This is a genomic window from Bradyrhizobium sp. 21 (assembly GCF_023073335.1).
In the GTDB taxonomy this organism is placed as follows: domain Bacteria; phylum Pseudomonadota; class Alphaproteobacteria; order Rhizobiales; family Xanthobacteraceae; genus Bradyrhizobium.
On sequence record NZ_JADPJG010000032.1, the window covers coordinates 31,163 to 46,143 of the forward strand.

Sequence of the window (14,981 nt, forward strand, 5' to 3'; positions counted from 1 at the left end):
GCCCATCGGCGCCCTTCGGCGCCGGATTTCCCATCGCCACGCGGAGCGGCAATCGTCGCTCATCGTCACGGCATAATAATCTCGCGAAAACGGGATCATGACGTCATCGGCCAGGCCGCCTCGGGTCAGCGCCGCTGGAAGATCGCCTTGGCGACGTCGCCGACCGCCTCGACATCCTCGTCCATGCCGTCGAAGCAGACGATCCGGCACGGGCACGCTTCGAGGCCCTCATAGCGCCACGGAAACGCGCCGATGATCGCCCGCTTGTTCAGCATCTTCTCGATATCGCCGCCAACATTCTCGGCGTGGATCAATCCCTCCTGGAAGGCATAGGAGTGGAACGGGAACATGTCCTCAGTCACCTCCCGACCCGATTTCTTGTGCACGTAGCTGTACTCGCCGAAGAACTCGTCGCAGCCCATGCCCACCTTGGCTTCGAAGCGTTTGGTCAGATCCGGGCGCATCAGACGGATCGAGGTGTTCATGGCGTGATCGCCGGAGCCGCAATCAATCCCGAACCACTTGATCTTCTTCTTCAGCATCCATTCCAGCAGTTCGATCTTGCCACCGGGATGCATGCAGAAATAGCGGACCAGGTCCTGCTCCTTTTGCCCCTCCCAATAGCGGTGCCAGCCGGTATGCAAGATCAGGATGTCGCCTTCCCTTACCTCGACCGGCGCTGCCTCGATCATCTCAGGCGTGATGACCGCCCAATCGTCCATGTGGGCGGAGACGTCGACCACCGCGCCCGGGCCGACCAGAAAATCCAGCGGATAGGACGCCATGTCGCCCATACCGTCAGTGCCATGCATCGCACCGTCGATGTGGGTCCCGACATGAAGCGCCATGTCGATGCGCTGCGCGACGATCATCTTGGTTTGGAGATTCTGCGCATAATACATCTTGTTGCCGGCGTATCCGACCCAGCCGGGCGTGTGCACGTTCATCAGATGGGTCATGTCGACGATCTTCAACTTGGATTCCTTCCGTCAAATAGCGGCACGACCACTCACGCGGTCCGGCGAAACAGGGATTTGAAGCGCCCGCGCAGCGCCAGCATCAGCAGCGCAACAGCGCCGATCGGCTTGGCTCCCGACGGAATGGACGGACTCGCCGCCACATCCGGCTCGCTTGCCACCGTCGTCCCGCGCGCGCCGATCGCAGCCTCGGCATTGGTGACGAAGTTGGCGACCAACGCGTTGGCGATCTCGGTGATGAGCCCGGTGCGGCCGAATTGCGCGATCGTGCCGGACAGCTGAACGTCGGAATCGACGACGATCGCGGTGCCGGCTCCGCTTTCCTTCAGCGTGCAGGCCATCGACATCTTGCCGCGGCTAGCGCCTTTGCGGTCAACGCCCTTGCCTTCGAGCGCGACCGACTTGGTCGCCTCGTCATAGCGAACATCGGCCTCTCCTTCGAAACTCGCCTGGAACGGACCCACTTTGGCCGAGACCTTGCCGGCATGCCGAGCATCGTCTGTGGGACCGATATATTCGGCGCCCGGCACGCACATTGCGACGCGCGGAACGTCGCGAAAAAAGCTCCAGACCTCGTCGATCGGCCGCGCAATGACGAATTCCTGGTGCAACTTCATGGCTCGGTTCGCGGCTCCGCCTTCATTTCGCCTGCGGCGGCTTGGCATCCGCCGGCAGCGCGCCGGCCGCTTTCAACAGCGGAACGTCGGCCGGGGCCGGTCCGCCGACGCTGACGGTATTGGTGCCGCGATCGGCCTTGACCGCATGCTTGATGCCGACGGGGACATGGACGACACAGCCCGCGTGGAACGGCAGCGCGATGTCATTGGTGTAATCGTAGACGGTCCCCTCGCCTTCGAGGATGAAGATCGTATCCTCCGACAGCGTGTGAACGTGGGGAACGTTGCCCTCGCCGGCCTCGAGGAGAACGTAGTTGAGGTTCGCGTCCCAGGCGTCGACGCCGGGCCAGATCACGAAGCGCGCGTCCTTTGAGATCAGCGGCAGCCGCAGGGTGGGATGATCGCGGTGGAACAGACGAATGGCCATTGCGCGTCAGCCCTCGCCCGAGGTCATGTTGGCGTAAAGGCTCGGATCCGGTGGACAGGGCCCGCCGAGCACCTTGATGCCGGTCGCGCCTGCTTCGATCCGATAGAGGTCGCCGGCATCGATATGCACCATGTGCCCCTCGGCGAGATCGATGCGTGACCCCGCCGCTGCATCGACAATGGCGCCGGCACCCTCGATCACGTAGTAGACGCAGTTCGACACGTGGCGCAGGCTGATGGTGCGGGCATTTTCCTTGAGTGTGACAAGCTGGAAGCTGCGGAACGTGGCGCCATTGTGCGGTGACAGCACAACCTTCGCGTTGCCCTCGCCCTCAACGATCGGTATTTCTGGACAACCAACCGCGCTGTCGATGACACGCACACGGGGAATCGGGAGATCGGGCATCATTGCCTTTTTGAATATTACTAAATTATTTTTGACTATAGTCAAAAATTTGAAGTTGCGCAATATCGCGATGCGCACGACAAGAGCGAAACGACGCCGGGAGCGGTAGGCATGAGCGAATCCGAGACTGACTTGAAAATCGACAATGCCGCCGCCCTGTCGGGTGAGCTCGCCGAAACCACCGCCAATACCCTGGCCGCGATCGGAGTCCGGATCCGGGAGCTGCGGCAAGTGCGCGGTCTGACGCTGCAGGAACTCGCCGACGTCTCCGGCGTCTCGACCTCGATGCTCAGCCTCGTCGAACGCGGTCGCGCTTCGCCGTCGATAGGCTCGCTGATCGTGATCGCGAGCGCGCTCGGGGTTGCGATGTCGGACCTGCTCGTCAACGGTGCCGAGGGCGAGGAGAAAATCGTGGTGCGCGCCTCGGAGGCGCGCACGGTCGAGACTGCGCAGCATGTCGTGCGTCGGCTGATGCGCGAAGACCGTTCCCGCGGCGTCTCGGTCGCCGTCAACGAATACGCCCCACACACGGGAAGCGCCGAGCATCCCATTACCCACGACGGCTTCGAGTATGGCTTTGTGCTCCAGGGCGAACTGACCGTCGAAGTCGACGGGACCAAGCACGTGCTGCGCCAGGGCGATCTCATCGCCTACAGCTCCCGCCGCAAGCACAAGATCTGGAACCACGGCAAGACCAAGGTTCGCACGCTGTGGTTCAACCTCGACCGTGAATGAGATGTCATGATCGCGGCCCTCGCAGAATCTCGTGCAGTCGGGCGGGCGTGATCGGAAGCTGCGTCACGGCCCCGGGCTTTTGAAGCGCAGCGTCGATCGCGGCAGCCAGCGCGGCCCCAACGGCATTGATGCCGGCCTCACCGGCTCCCTTGACGCCCAAGGGATTGAGGGGCGACGGTGCATCCTCGCGCAGCAAAACCTCGATCTCCGGCACCTCATGACAGGTCGGCATCAGATAATCGGCAAAACTCGCCGCCAGCGGTTGGCCATTCTCGTCGTAGACGAACTCCTCCAGCAGCGCGCCACCGATGCCCTGCGCCGCTCCCCCGACGATCTGGCCCTCGATCAGCATCGGATTGACGGCGCGCCCGACGTCATAGCCGACCAGATAGCGCTCGATCGTGATCCCGCAGGTCGACGGATCGACCTTCACCTGGGCCGCATGGACGCCGTAAGGATAGGTCATATGGCCGGCAACGAAGCGGCCCTCGCCGGTGAGGCCGCCGGAATCCTTGAGATGCAGCGCAATCTCGCCAAGCGGCAGTGAAGCTCCGCCGCTGACTGCCTCGACCATGCCGTCCGACAATTTCAGCGCATCGGGCGTCGTCTGCAGCAGCCCCGCCGCCGCCTCGAGCGCGCGGTCACGCAACGCTTCGGACGCGATCTTCACGGCTGAACCCGCCATCACCGTCACCCGGGAAGCAAAGGCACCGAATCCGATCTCGATCCGGTCGGTTTGGCCATGGATCACGTTGATCCGTTCGATCGGAATTCCAATCGTCTCGGCGCAAATCTGCGCCAGCACGGTCTCGACGCCCTGACCGACGGAGGCGACGCCGGTCACGATCTCGACCGTTCCGCGGCCATCGACCGTGATCCGGACCAGATCCTGTGGCCCGAGGCCGCTCTTTTCGACGAAACAGGCGACGCCAAACCCGACAAGCTCGCCGCGATCGCGGCGCGCGGCGAGTTCGTCCTGCAGCTGATTGTAGCTCAGACGATCAAGCACGCGCTCGAGCAGATCGCGGTACTGCCCGGAATCGTAGACGACGCCGGTGCCAAGCGTCTTGATGCCGCGATCGAATGGCATCGCCTCGGCGGCGATGAAATTGACGCGGCGCACCTCGACCGGCGATAGATCGAGTTCGGTCGCGATCTTGTCGATCAGCCGCTCGCGGGCAAAGGTGGATTCGTAACGGCCGGGCGCGCGATAGGTGCCGGCCGGGGTCTTGTTGGTGAGACGGATGTGCCCCACGGCCGCGTACGCGGGAATGACGTAGGGACCAGGCAACATCGCCGCCGACAGATCGGTCACCGTGGTCCCGTGGGTGCGCACATAGGCGCCCTGATCGGTGAAGAATTCCGCCTCGAGGCCGAGGATGAATCCTCGTCGATCGACGGCGGCGCGCAGCCGGTAGACCTGGTCGCGCGAATGGTTGGCCGCGAGCAGATGCTCCTTGCGGTCCTCGATCCATTTCACCGGGCGCCGCAGCCGCAGTGCCGCGGCACAGACCAGCACGTCCTCCGGATAGAGTTCGCCGCGAATGCCGAAGCCGCCGCCGACATGGCCCTCGCTGAGATGCAATCGGCCCTCGCCGAGGCCTAGCATCCGGCTGATGGCGTCGCGGTTGTAGTGCGGCACTTTTGCGGCGCCATAAAGCGTCAGCACGTCCTTGTCAGCATCGTAGACGCCGAGCGCGCCGCGGGTCTCCAGCGGCACGCCGGTGTGGCGTCCGACCTTGACCTCCAGCGCGACGATCTTGTCAGCCGCGGCGAAAGCCGCATCAACATCGCCATAGGCGCGGCGGAGCACCGCGGGTTCCGACAACAGCCCGGGATGAATGTCAGGCATGAACGCGCTCGGCGCCGCGGTGGCATCGAGCTGCGGCGCGAGCTCCTCGATATCGCAGAACACGAGATCGGCTGCGTCTTCCGCGACATACGGATCGACGGCGACGACCACCGCTACGGGATCGCCGACATAGCGCACATAATCGCGCGCCAGAACCCATTGGCGGTAGGGCGCAAGCGCCTCGAGGCCCATCTGGCGAAAGTCGATCGGCGGCAGCTCGGCAACATCGTCGGTCGTCCAGATCGCGACGACGCCTTCGAGTGCCGCGGCCTCCGCGGTCTCGACCCCAAGAATCCGTCCGAAGGCGACCGGCGAACGCACCACGCGCATATGGAGCTGGCCGGGCGCATTGCAGTCGGCAGCGAACGAGCCCTTGCCGAGCAGCAGCGGACCATCCTCGATGCGCCGGAACGACCGGCCGATATGGCTCATGCGCGCGGTCCTGCCCGCAATGCGCGCGCGGCGATCCGGACCGCCTTGACGATGTTCTGATAGCCGGTGCAGCGGCAGAGGTTCGACGACAACACGTCCCTGATCTCGTCATCCGACATGTCGGGGTTTTCCTCGAGCGCGCCCGCCGCGAGCATCAGGAAGCCGGGGGTGCAGAAGCCGCATTGCAGCCCGTGATTTTCCCAGAACGCTTGCTGCAGCGGGTGCAGGGTGTCGCCGTCAGCAAGCCCTTCCACCGTGCGGACGGCCTTGCGCTCGGCCTGCACGCCGAACATCAGGCAGGAGCGGACCGGCTTGTCGTCGACCAGCACCGTACAGGCTCCGCAGACACCGTGCTCGCAGCCGATATGGGTCCCGGTCAGGCCGCAGTCATCGCGCAGCACGTCGGCCAACGTCCGGCGCGGCTCGATCGACACCGCATGAGATTTGCCGTTGACGGTGAGATCGATGTTGAACTTGCTAGCCATGGGTCGCTACTCCGGCACGGCGCAGCTGCTCGCGGATGCGTTGCGGCGTCGCCGGCAGTTCAAACAACTGGATGCCGAACGGCGACAGCGCGTCGACGATGGCGTTGACGACCGCGGCCGGCGCGCCGATCGCGCCGCCCTCGCCCACACCCTTGGCCTTGGTGATGCTCTCCGGCGACACCGTCTCCATGTGGATGATTTCAATCTCCGGCACCTCGGCCGAGGTCGGCGGCAGATAATCGGCGAAGGATGCCGTCAGCAGATTTCCGCTCTCGTCATAGATGATCTCCTCGAACAGCGCGTTGGCGATGCCCTGCGCGACGCCGCCGGCGATCTGGCCGTCGACGATCATCGGATTGATCAGCACGCCGGCGTCCTCGACCACGATGAAGCGTTCGATCCTGGTCCCGCCAGTCTCGATGTCGACCTCGACGATGGCAACGTGGCAGGCGTTCGAAAAGGTGCCGCCGGGATCGTAGACGGCACTTTCGTGCAGGCCCGGCGACAGGCCCTTGAAACGGTGGCTCTGGTGATAGGCGGCGCGCGCCAGCACGCCGATTGCCGTCGCCTGGTTGGAATTGCTGACCCGAGCCCAGCCGTTCTCCAGCGTAATGCTTTCGGCGGTCGTCTCCATCAGCTGCGCGGCGATGGTCTTCAGCTTGTGGGCGACCTTGCCCGCGGCCAGTTTCGAGGCGCCGCCGGCGATGACCATCGAGCGGCTGGCGAAGGTGCCCCAGCCGTAGGGCGTAGCGTCAGTGTCACCGGAGATGATCCTGATCCGGTGGGGCTCGATGCCGAGCTCATCCGACACCAGTTGCGCGAGGCTGGTTTTCAGGCCCTGACCATGCGGTGATGAGCCGATGCGCAGCACCACGTCTCCGGAAGGATCCATCGTGCAATCGACGATTTCGTAGCCGGGCACGATCTCCATGCCGCGCGCGGCATAGGCTGGCGTGCCATACCCCGTGCGTTCGCTGAACACGGAAAAGCCGACGCCGAGAAAGTGTCCACGCAAGCGCGCCGCGGCTTGCCGCGCCCGGAACGCCGGCAGATCGACGCTTTTGGCCGCGGCCTCCATCGCCTGGAGGTAGCTGCCTTCGTCGTAGACGAGTCCGGTTGGCGAGCGGTGCGGAAACGCGGTGATGAGGTTACGGCGGCGGATCTCCACCGAGTCGATGCCGAGGCGCGTGGCCGCGACCTCCATCAGGCGTTCCATCGAAAACGTCAGCATCGGCCGCGACACGCCGCGATACGGTGCCATCATGCAGGTATTGGTGGTCACTCCGCGGGAACGGACCCCATATTCCGCAAGGTCATAGGGCCCCGGCAATTCGGCCAATGCCATCAAGGGCTCGACGCCGCAGGTCACGGGATAGCACGAGAACGCCCCGACATTGGAGCGCAGATCCGCGTCGAGCCCCAGCAGTCTGCCGTCCTTGGCAAAGGCGCCGCGCAGACTGAACGCCTGGTCGCGGCCGTGGGCGGAGGCCGTAAAGTTCTCGCGGCGGTCCTCGATCCAGGCGACGTCGCGTTTCAATTTTCGCGCCAACCAGACCAGCACGACATACTCCGGAAAAAGCGACATCTTCTGGCCGAAGCCGCCGCCGACGTCGGGTGCGATGACACGCAAATCCGACTCAGTCATGCCCAGCGCGTCAGCGATGCCTGTCCGCAGCATATGCGGCATCTGCACCGATGCCGTCAGCGTCACCCGTCCCGATGCAACATCATAGACCGCAACGCCGCCGCGATTTTCCATCGGCGCGGCAGATTGCCGGTGCGAGCGCAACTCCAGCGTCACGATCTCCGCGGCTTCCTCGAAGGCCGTGTCGAGGCCCGCCGTCTTCATTCGACCTTCGACCAGCACGTTCGAGACGGCCTCGGGGTGGACCGGCGCGGTACCGGTCGCCAATGCGGCGTCGAGATCGACGATCGCGTTCTCCCCCTCGATGTCGACGAAGACCCGGTCCGCGATGTCCTCGGCGCGGGCGGGATCTTCGGCGACCACGACGGCGACGGCCTGTCCGCAGAAGGTGACGCGGTCCACCGGCAACACCGGCTGGCCGATCGCGACATAGTCGGGACGGTGGAGGATCGGCCGGATCGGCTTGACGCCGGATAGATCGCGTCCGGTAAACACCACTGTCCCCGACGGAATCTCGATGCCGGTGATCGCTCCGCGCGCGAGCGGGCTGCGGACGAACCGGACGGAGGCGGCATTGCCGATGCGATCGGCGACGTAGCTGCCGTTTCCCTTCAATAGCGACGGATCCTCCAGCCGCGGCAGCGATCGCCCGATCCAATTCATGCGGCAGCCTCGGTCAGCGCGCGCTTGACGGCAGTGGCAACGAGATCGCGCCGGTATTCCGGCGTAGCGTGGATATCGCCGATCGGGCTGACCGAGGCCCACGCCTCGCGGGCGATCGTGTCGATCATCTCCTGCGACGCCGCACCTCCGACCAACCGCTCCTCGAGTTTGCGCAACCGGATCGCGCGGTCGGACACGCCACCGACGCCCAGCCGTGCTTCGCGAACGACACCGGCTTCGATCCGTAGCGCCGCCAGCGCCATGCCGAGCGCGAAATCGCCGGCGCGCCGCGAGAATTCGTAGAAGCCGGTCCGCCAGCCCTGCCCCATCGGAGGCAGGTGAACCTCGGCGAGCAACTCGTCGGGCTCGAGATCGGTCGAGAACGTGCCGTTGAAGAAATCGCCGATCGCGATGGCCCGCTCGCCGCGCGCGCTTTTCGCAACCACCGTGGCGTCGAGCGTGGTGGCGAGGAGACACCATTCGGATGCCGGATCGGCATGGGCCAGGCTTCCGGCAAAGGTGCCGCGCTGTCTGATCGGATAATGCGCGATGTGACGCGCGACGGCGGAAAAGAGCGCGCCCAGCGGGCCGTCGACGACGCGCCGGTGGAACGCAGCGTGGCGGGTCAGCGCGCCGATATGGAGGCCGCGATCGTCCGCGTGAACGTAATCAAGTTCAGCGATATCGTTGATGTCGATCAGGATTGCGGGCCGCGCGAGACGGAAATTCATCGCCGGCACGAGGCTCTGCCCGCCGGCCAGAATCTTGCAGTCGTCCTTGTACTTCGCGAGCAATGCGAGCGCGTCGGAAAGGCTCGCGGGTCTGAAATAGTCGAACGCCGCCGGCTTCACATTTTTAACCTTGCTCAATATTATTTAACATGATTAACATGACGATGCCCGGGTGTCCACCAATCACGATGACGAGCTTGCATGGGCTGGTTCAAAGCCATCGAGAACGGGCGCAAGGACGCGTCCGGCATCCTCTCCGGATCCGTGAGCCCTTCGCTTGCGCCCGCGCCTCTATCGGCCGCTCCGCCATTGCTCGAGCAGGTCGGCGGCGTCGGTCACCACGCCGAGATGCAGCGAGACCATCTTCAGCGCGGCGTCCTCCATATCCTCGTCGGTGCCACGAACGAGGTCGCGCAAGACCACCACGCGATAGCTGAGATTGCTGGCGTCGAAGGCCGCGTTGAGAATGCAGCAATCTGTCATGCCGCCGTTGAGCACTACCGTACGGACGTTCATCTGGCGCAGCAGGAAGTCGAGGTCGGTGGCGAAGAACGGCGACAGCCGCTTCTTGCCGGCGACAACGAGATCCTGTGGTTCGACCTGGGTCACGAATTCCGTCCAGCGCGAGCCTTCAATCGCGTGCGCATCGGAATTGGCAATCGGACCGACATGGAGCGGAAAGGTCCGCCGCCATGCCGACGGAATGCCGGCGATGTCGTCGACGCCGCCCTTGCGCAGCACCGATTTGACGTGGATGACCGGCACGCCGACCAGGCGTGCCGCCGCATGAAACGCGTCGATCGGCGCGACGATCTCCCGCGCGCGCGGCGCGGGACAGGGGCACTCCGGCGTATCGGCAAGATGCCCCTGATGCATGTCGACCGACACGATCGCCGAACGCGCGGCAGTGGTGAAATCCTCAAAGCCCCGTGGCAAATCGCGCCTTGCGCCGTACACGTAAGCCTTCATCACGCTCTCCCGCCGAAACCCACTACGCTCCGCATCGCGCGGGCGAAGCAATATCCAGGCCGTACGCCCGCCAGACATGCACCTTTTCTCGATTGTGCTCGGCCAGCCGCCGGCCCGTCTCCTACGACCAGACGCGAAGCCGGCGGCTGCGCCAATACCCGGATTGGAAGGGGACGGAGCTTGCGCGGTGCGTCCTCAATTCCTGCAGCGGCCGACACTGGCCGCGTGACGACAAGACGAGGAGGGGATGCCCAGCGAATGGGTCGAGGGTGACTAAACAATCGGCGTGCTATTTTTTCCAACAATGCGACGATTTTCGAACGTCCGCCTCATGCGGCCGAAAAATTCGCACAGCTAGAGGATTTGCGTGATGCGCTGGACTTACATTCCTGTTCTTGCTGCTGCCCTGACCGGCGGCGCGGCGATTGCCTATGCGGCCGGGTTCACATTGCCCGCACCGCCGAAGATCGCGTTCCTGTATTTCATGGATAAATCCGACGGCGGCTGGACGCAGGCCTTCGAGGAAGCCCGTGTGAAGGTCGAGAAGTCGCTCGACCAGCAAATTGTCTACGTTGAAGGCGTGCCGGAAGTCGCGGGACAGATCACACCTGCGGCCGAACGCTTCATCCAGCGCGGCTACAACGTCATCATCGGCACGGCGTTCGGCTATTCCGATACGTTCAAGGAATTGTCGAACAAATACCCGAAGGTCGCCTTCCTCAACGCCTCCGGCACCACCAACGGTCCGAACCTCGAATCCTTCTATGGCCGCACCTATGAGAGCCAGTATCTCTGCGGCATGGTCGCCGGCGCGATGTCCAAGACCGGCAAGCTCGGCTTCGTCGCCGCGCATCCAATCGGCCCGGTAAACTGGACCATCAATGCCTACGAAATGGGCGCATTGAAGATGAATCCCAAGGCGACGACGACGGTGGTCTTCACCGGTGCCTGGAATGATCCGGTCAAGGAACGCGCCGCGGCGCAGGCCATGGCGGACCAGGGCATCGACGTCATCGGCCAGCACGTCGACACCCCGACGCCGCAGATCGTCGCCCAGGAGCGCGGCATCTACGGCACCGGACATCACCGCGACTTCCGCGAATTCGCGCCGAAGGCAACGCTGTGTTCCTCAGCCTGGACCTGGGAAAAATTCCTGGCGCCCGAACTGAAGAAGGTGGCGGCCGGCAACTGGGAGCCGAGCCCGTATGGCGCCTTCCCCGGCATCAAGGAGGGCGGCACCGACATCGCCTGCTGCAACGCCGCGGTACCGAAGGAGGTGGTGGACAAGGTGATGGCCGAACGCGACGCCATCATCGCCGGCAAGAAGATCTTCACCGGGCCGATCAAGGACATCGCAGGCACCGAACGGGTCGCGGCCAATGCCTCGCTCGACGATGGCGGCTTCTGGAAGATGGACTGGTACATTCCAGGTGTCATTACCCAGAAATAAGCGAGCACTCTCCGCTGATGGCATCTGCGCTGAAACTCGTCGGGATCAGAAAATCCTTCGACGGGGCCCTGGCTCTCGACGGCGCGTCCTTCGAGAGCCGGGCCGGCGAGGTGCACGCGCTGCTGGGCGAGAACGGCGCCGGCAAATCGTCGCTGATGAACGTCGCCGCCGGGCTCTACGCGCCGGACGCCGGATCGATCTCCATCGACGGCGTTCCGATTGCGCTGAGCGGCCCGGCGGCCGCGCGCCAGCACGGCATCGGCATGGTGCATCAGCACTTCAAGCTGGTGAAACCATTCACCGTGGCAGAGAACGTTCTGCTGGCCAATCCGCGGCCACATTTCGCCTCCGGCATCCGCAACATCCGCGCCGCGATCGAGAAGCAGGTCGGCGAACTCAAATTCTCCATCGATCCCGACCGGCGCATCGAGACCATGACGGTGGCCGAGCAGCAGCAGGTCGAGATCGTCAAGGTGCTGGTCGGCGGTGCGAAAATTCTCATCCTCGACGAGCCGACCGCGGTTCTGACCGACGCGGAAGCGGTCGGCCTGCTCGAGATCGTCCAACGGCTGGCGCGCTCCGGTACTGCGGTGGTCCTGGTGACGCACAAGCTGCAGGACGTGAAGCGTTTCGCCGACGCCGTGACCATCATGCGCGGCGGCAAGACGGTCGCAACGCTCGACCCGCGCAAATCGAGCGCGGAAGAGCTGACCGAGCTGACGGTCGGCCAAACGTTGCCGCTGCCGGTGCGGACGCCGCACCAGGGCGGACCGACAAAGCTCAATGTCGGCGCCCTCTGCTACACACGCGGCGACGGCCGCACTATGCTCAACAACACCAGCTTCCACATTCGCGCCGGCGAGATCTATGGCATCGCCGGCGTCAGCGGCAACGGCCAGGCCGAACTCGCCGAAGCGCTGATCGGCGCCATCGAACCGTCGTCGGGTGAAATCTGGCTCGATGGGACCGGCGACATCAGCCGCGCCAGCCAGGCCAAGCGCCGCGAGGCTGCAATCGCCGCGATCCCCGCCGATCGCTATACCTACGCATTGGCCGGCAGCCTGCCAATATCGGACAACCTCGCGGTGGCGCAGATCCGTTCCGGCCGTTACGGCGGCCTCATCAAGCTGGATCGCGCGGCGATGCGCCGCGATGCTGCCACTGCCGTCAAGGACTACGACGTCCAGGGCGTCCGCAGCGTCGGCCAGAAAGCCTCGCTCTTGTCCGGCGGCAACGCGCAAAAGCTCGTCATCGCGCGCGAATTCAGCAGACAGCCCCAGGTCGTGGTCGCGCACAGCCCGAGCCGCGGGCTCGACGCGCGAGCCTGCGCCGCCGTGCATCAGCGCTTGATCGCGGCGCGCGAACGCGGTGCCGCGATCGTGCTGATCAGCGAGGACCTCGACGAAGTCCTGAGTCTGTCGGACCGCATCGGCGTGATGAGCCGGGGCGCCATCGTCGGCGAATTCGAGCGCCCGGCGGACCGCCAGGCGATCGGCCGTGCTATGGTCGATCATGGATGATTTCTCACGCCAAGCGGATCCCTTGATCTCCCCTGCTCCCGCTGCCTCCCGCGGTCTCGGCCGCCTCACCCTCGACGTGCGCCAGGACCTGTCGCCGTGGAAGCAAACGGCCTTCGTCGGTTCATCACTCGTCTTCGGGCTCGCGATTTCACTCGCCATTCTTGCTGCGGCAGGCATCCCGCCTCTGACTTTGGCGAGCGAACTTGCCGCCGTGTTGACCGCAGAAAACCTGCGCGGCGTGCTGGTGCAGGCCGCGCCGCTGATTCTGGTCGGGCTCGGCGCCAGCCTCGCGTTCCGCATCGGCTTCTGGAATCTCGGCATCGAAGGCCAGATGATATTTGGCGGAATTTTTGCCGCGGCAATTTCGATCTATGACGTCGGACCGCAGGCGACTCGGCTGTTGCTGATGGGATCGGCCGCGGCGCTGGGCGGCGCGCTGTGGGTGCTGCTGGTGGTATTCCTGAAACGTCGTTTTCGCGTCAACGAGATCATCGCAACGCTGCTGCTGAACTATGTCGCGATGTATTTCCTGTTTCACCTCCTGTACGGCGCTTGGCAGGACGCCAAAACGGCGTTCCCGCAATCTTCCCCGCTCCGCCCCTTCGAGCGATTGGGGGATATCGGCTATGGCATCAACAGCGGTCTGCTGATCGCCATCGCCGGCGTGCTGGCGGCGGGCTGGCTGATCCATCTCAGCCGCATCGGCTTCTACACCCGCTTCATCAGTGCCAATCCGCGGATGGCGAAAATCGTCGGCGTTCCCGTGCAGGCGGCGACGCTGTGGATCATCGCGGCCTCCGGCGCCTGCTCCGGTCTTGCCGGCTTCGTCAATGTCGCGAGCCAGGAAGGCCGCCTCACGCAGTCCTACGCCAACGGCTATGTGTTTTCCGGCGTGCTGATCGCATTCCTGTCCCGCAACGATCCGGTCGTCGTCGCGGTCGTCGGCTTCCTGATCGCGGTGCTGTTCATTACCGGACAGACGCTGCAGGTGTTTTACCAGATTCCGCTCACGATGGTGCAGATGATCGAGGCGATCATCGTGATGGCGGTGGCGTCCTCGGAATTCTTGATCCGCCACCGCATCCGCTGGCTTCGATAAAGGTATCCCCGTGAACCTGGGCGACTTCCTGATCAATTGGATTGCCAACGCACCGGTCACCGCGGTACCGTACGCGCTCGCCGCTCTCGGCCTGATCGTGGCGGAACGCTCCGGCGTCTTGAATCTCACCGCGGAAGGCTTGATGTTGATCGGCGCGCTGGCGGGCGCCGGGACCTCGCTGCTGTTCGTCGGTCATCCCGCGGTCGCGCTGCTGGCCGCGATGGCGGCGGCGAGCGTGGTTTCGCTGTTGTTTGCGGTGCTCGTGGTGGTGCTGCGCATCAACCAGGTGATCGCTGGATTGTCGGTGGTGTTCTTCTGCCAGGGCCTGACCGGACTGATCGGCACGCTGGCGAAGTGGCAGAACAAGCAGTTGAGCGGGCTCGCGCCGCTGAAGATCTGGCCGCTGTCGGAAATCCCGATCATCGGGCGGATCTTCTTCATGCAGGATCCCGTCGTCTATCTCACCATCTTGATATTCATCGCGGTCAACTTTCTCTTGTTCAAGACCATGCTGGGCTTGCGCATCCGCGCGGTCGGCGAAAACCCGGGTGCGGCCGACGCCGCCGGCGTTAGCATCACGCTGCATCGCATCCTCGCCATCGTTGCCGGCTCCTCGCTGATCGGGCTCGCCGGCGGCTACATCTCGGTGGTCAGCGTCAAATTATGGGTCACGGGAATGACCGGCGGCCGCGGCTGGATCGCGGTGGCGCTGGTGGTGTTCGCGCGCTGGGCGCCTTGGCCGGCGCTCGCCGGCGCGCTGCTGTTCGGCTGCATCGAGGCGCTGATCCCGCACGTCGCGGCAGCCGGCATCCAGGTGCCCCAATATCTGATGCTGATGACGCCGTATCTCGCGACCATCGCCGTCATGATTTGGGTCGGCGCCAAGGACAGCCGCGGCAGTCAGGAGCCGGGCGCGCTCGGCCAGCCACATGTCCGCGAGGAACGAAGGTAGCTTTCAAGCTGCGGGGCCTCAT

At 64.5% G+C, this 14,981-nt stretch carries 14 protein-coding genes; 5 read left to right on the top strand and 9 right to left on the bottom strand.

Features of this window, described 5'->3' with window-relative positions; all coding sequences use genetic code 11:
- Positions 1–125: 125 nt before the first annotated feature.
- Genes IVB31_RS25520 through IVB31_RS25535 form a run of 4 tightly spaced genes read right to left on the bottom strand, consistent with a single transcriptional unit; the run spans position 126 to position 2,657 of the window.
- Positions 126–974 carry a cyclase family protein gene (locus IVB31_RS25520; protein WP_247329294.1) on the bottom strand — a complete coding sequence of 283 codons (849 nt, stop codon included), beginning with the start codon at positions 972–974 and terminating at the stop codon, positions 126–128.
- A gap of 35 nt (positions 975–1,009) precedes the next feature.
- Complete coding sequence (locus IVB31_RS25525; protein WP_247329297.1) at positions 1,010–1,594, bottom strand: SRPBCC family protein; 585 nt, start codon at positions 1,592–1,594, stop codon at positions 1,010–1,012.
- A gap of 22 nt (positions 1,595–1,616) precedes the next feature.
- The gene (locus IVB31_RS25530; protein ID WP_247329300.1) at positions 1,617–2,021 is read right to left on the bottom strand and encodes a cupin domain-containing protein; all 405 of its coding nucleotides are present in this window, start codon (positions 2,019–2,021) and stop codon (positions 1,617–1,619) included.
- Between the two features lie 6 nt (positions 2,022–2,027).
- On the bottom strand, positions 2,028–2,657 hold the full coding sequence (locus IVB31_RS25535; RefSeq protein ID WP_247329303.1) for a hypothetical protein: 630 nt from the start codon (positions 2,655–2,657) through the stop codon (positions 2,028–2,030).
- Here IVB31_RS25535 and IVB31_RS25540 point away from each other — a divergent pair, their 5' ends adjacent.
- Positions 2,658–3,161, top strand: coding sequence for an XRE family transcriptional regulator (locus IVB31_RS25540; RefSeq protein ID WP_247329307.1), 504 nt, complete (start codon positions 2,658–2,660; stop codon positions 3,159–3,161).
- Positions 3,162–3,165: 4 nt separating this feature from the next.
- Here the strand turns inward: IVB31_RS25540 and IVB31_RS25545 are convergent, their stop codons facing one another.
- The 5 genes from IVB31_RS25545 to IVB31_RS25565 form a co-directional block, all read right to left on the bottom strand.
- Complete coding sequence (locus IVB31_RS25545; RefSeq protein ID WP_247329310.1) at positions 3,166–5,445, bottom strand: xanthine dehydrogenase family protein molybdopterin-binding subunit; 2,280 nt, start codon at positions 5,443–5,445, stop codon at positions 3,166–3,168.
- Positions 5,442–5,930: a (2Fe-2S)-binding protein gene (locus IVB31_RS25550; RefSeq protein ID WP_247329313.1), complete on the bottom strand. Its 489-nt coding sequence runs from the start codon at positions 5,928–5,930 to the stop codon at positions 5,442–5,444. The genes IVB31_RS25545 and IVB31_RS25550 overlap by 4 nt, the downstream gene beginning before the upstream one ends.
- A complete protein-coding gene (locus IVB31_RS25555) occupies positions 5,923–8,238 on the bottom strand; it encodes a xanthine dehydrogenase family protein molybdopterin-binding subunit (RefSeq protein ID WP_247329317.1) in 2,316 nt (771 codons plus the stop codon). The genes IVB31_RS25550 and IVB31_RS25555 overlap by 8 nt, the downstream gene beginning before the upstream one ends.
- Entirely contained in the window at positions 8,235–9,107 is an 873-nt protein-coding gene (locus IVB31_RS25560; RefSeq protein WP_247329320.1) for a xanthine dehydrogenase family protein subunit M, read from the bottom strand. The genes IVB31_RS25555 and IVB31_RS25560 overlap by 4 nt, the downstream gene beginning before the upstream one ends.
- Positions 9,108–9,260: 153 nt before the next feature.
- Complete coding sequence (locus tag IVB31_RS25565; RefSeq protein ID WP_247329322.1) at positions 9,261–9,938, bottom strand: isochorismatase family cysteine hydrolase; 678 nt, start codon at positions 9,936–9,938, stop codon at positions 9,261–9,263.
- Between the two features lie 370 nt (positions 9,939–10,308).
- Here IVB31_RS25565 and IVB31_RS25570 point away from each other — a divergent pair, with 370 nt between their 5' ends.
- From IVB31_RS25570 to IVB31_RS25585, 4 genes are read left to right on the top strand one after another with little or no spacing between them, the layout of a single operon-like run.
- Positions 10,309–11,388: a BMP family ABC transporter substrate-binding protein gene (locus IVB31_RS25570; RefSeq protein ID WP_247329325.1), complete on the top strand. Its 1,080-nt coding sequence runs from the start codon at positions 10,309–10,311 to the stop codon at positions 11,386–11,388.
- Positions 11,389–11,405: 17 nt separating this feature from the next.
- The gene (locus tag IVB31_RS25575; protein ID WP_247329327.1) at positions 11,406–12,908 is read left to right on the top strand and encodes an ABC transporter ATP-binding protein; all 1,503 of its coding nucleotides are present in this window, start codon (positions 11,406–11,408) and stop codon (positions 12,906–12,908) included.
- Positions 12,909–12,930: 22 nt separating this feature from the next.
- The gene (locus IVB31_RS25580; RefSeq protein WP_247329329.1) at positions 12,931–14,007 is read left to right on the top strand and encodes an ABC transporter permease; all 1,077 of its coding nucleotides are present in this window, start codon (positions 12,931–12,933) and stop codon (positions 14,005–14,007) included.
- Positions 14,008–14,017: 10 nt separating this feature from the next.
- Positions 14,018–14,959, top strand: a complete 942-nt coding sequence (locus IVB31_RS25585) for an ABC transporter permease (protein ID WP_247329332.1) — start codon at positions 14,018–14,020, stop codon at positions 14,957–14,959.
- Positions 14,960–14,981: the final 22 nt, after the last annotated feature.

What these genes read in the sequence shown, in the direction of transcription:
- IVB31_RS25545 (WP_247329310.1), bottom strand. Translation starts at nt 5,445, where the DNA reads ATGAGCCATATCGGCCGGTCGTTCCGGCGCATCGAGGATGGTCCGCTG.
- IVB31_RS25570 (WP_247329325.1), top strand. Translation starts at nt 10,309, where the DNA reads ATGCGCTGGACTTACATTCCTGTTCTTGCTGCTGCCCTGACCGGCGGC.
- IVB31_RS25530 (WP_247329300.1), bottom strand. Translation starts at nt 2,021, where the DNA reads ATGGCCATTCGTCTGTTCCACCGCGATCATCCCACCCTGCGGCTGCCG.
- IVB31_RS25525 (WP_247329297.1), bottom strand. Translation starts at nt 1,594, where the DNA reads ATGAAGTTGCACCAGGAATTCGTCATTGCGCGGCCGATCGACGAGGTC.
- IVB31_RS25575 (WP_247329327.1), top strand. Translation starts at nt 11,406, where the DNA reads ATGGCATCTGCGCTGAAACTCGTCGGGATCAGAAAATCCTTCGACGGG.
- IVB31_RS25555 (WP_247329317.1), bottom strand. Translation starts at nt 8,238, where the DNA reads ATGAATTGGATCGGGCGATCGCTGCCGCGGCTGGAGGATCCGTCGCTA.
- IVB31_RS25550 (WP_247329313.1), bottom strand. Translation starts at nt 5,930, where the DNA reads ATGGCTAGCAAGTTCAACATCGATCTCACCGTCAACGGCAAATCTCAT.
- IVB31_RS25565 (WP_247329322.1), bottom strand. Translation starts at nt 9,938, where the DNA reads ATGAAGGCTTACGTGTACGGCGCAAGGCGCGATTTGCCACGGGGCTTT.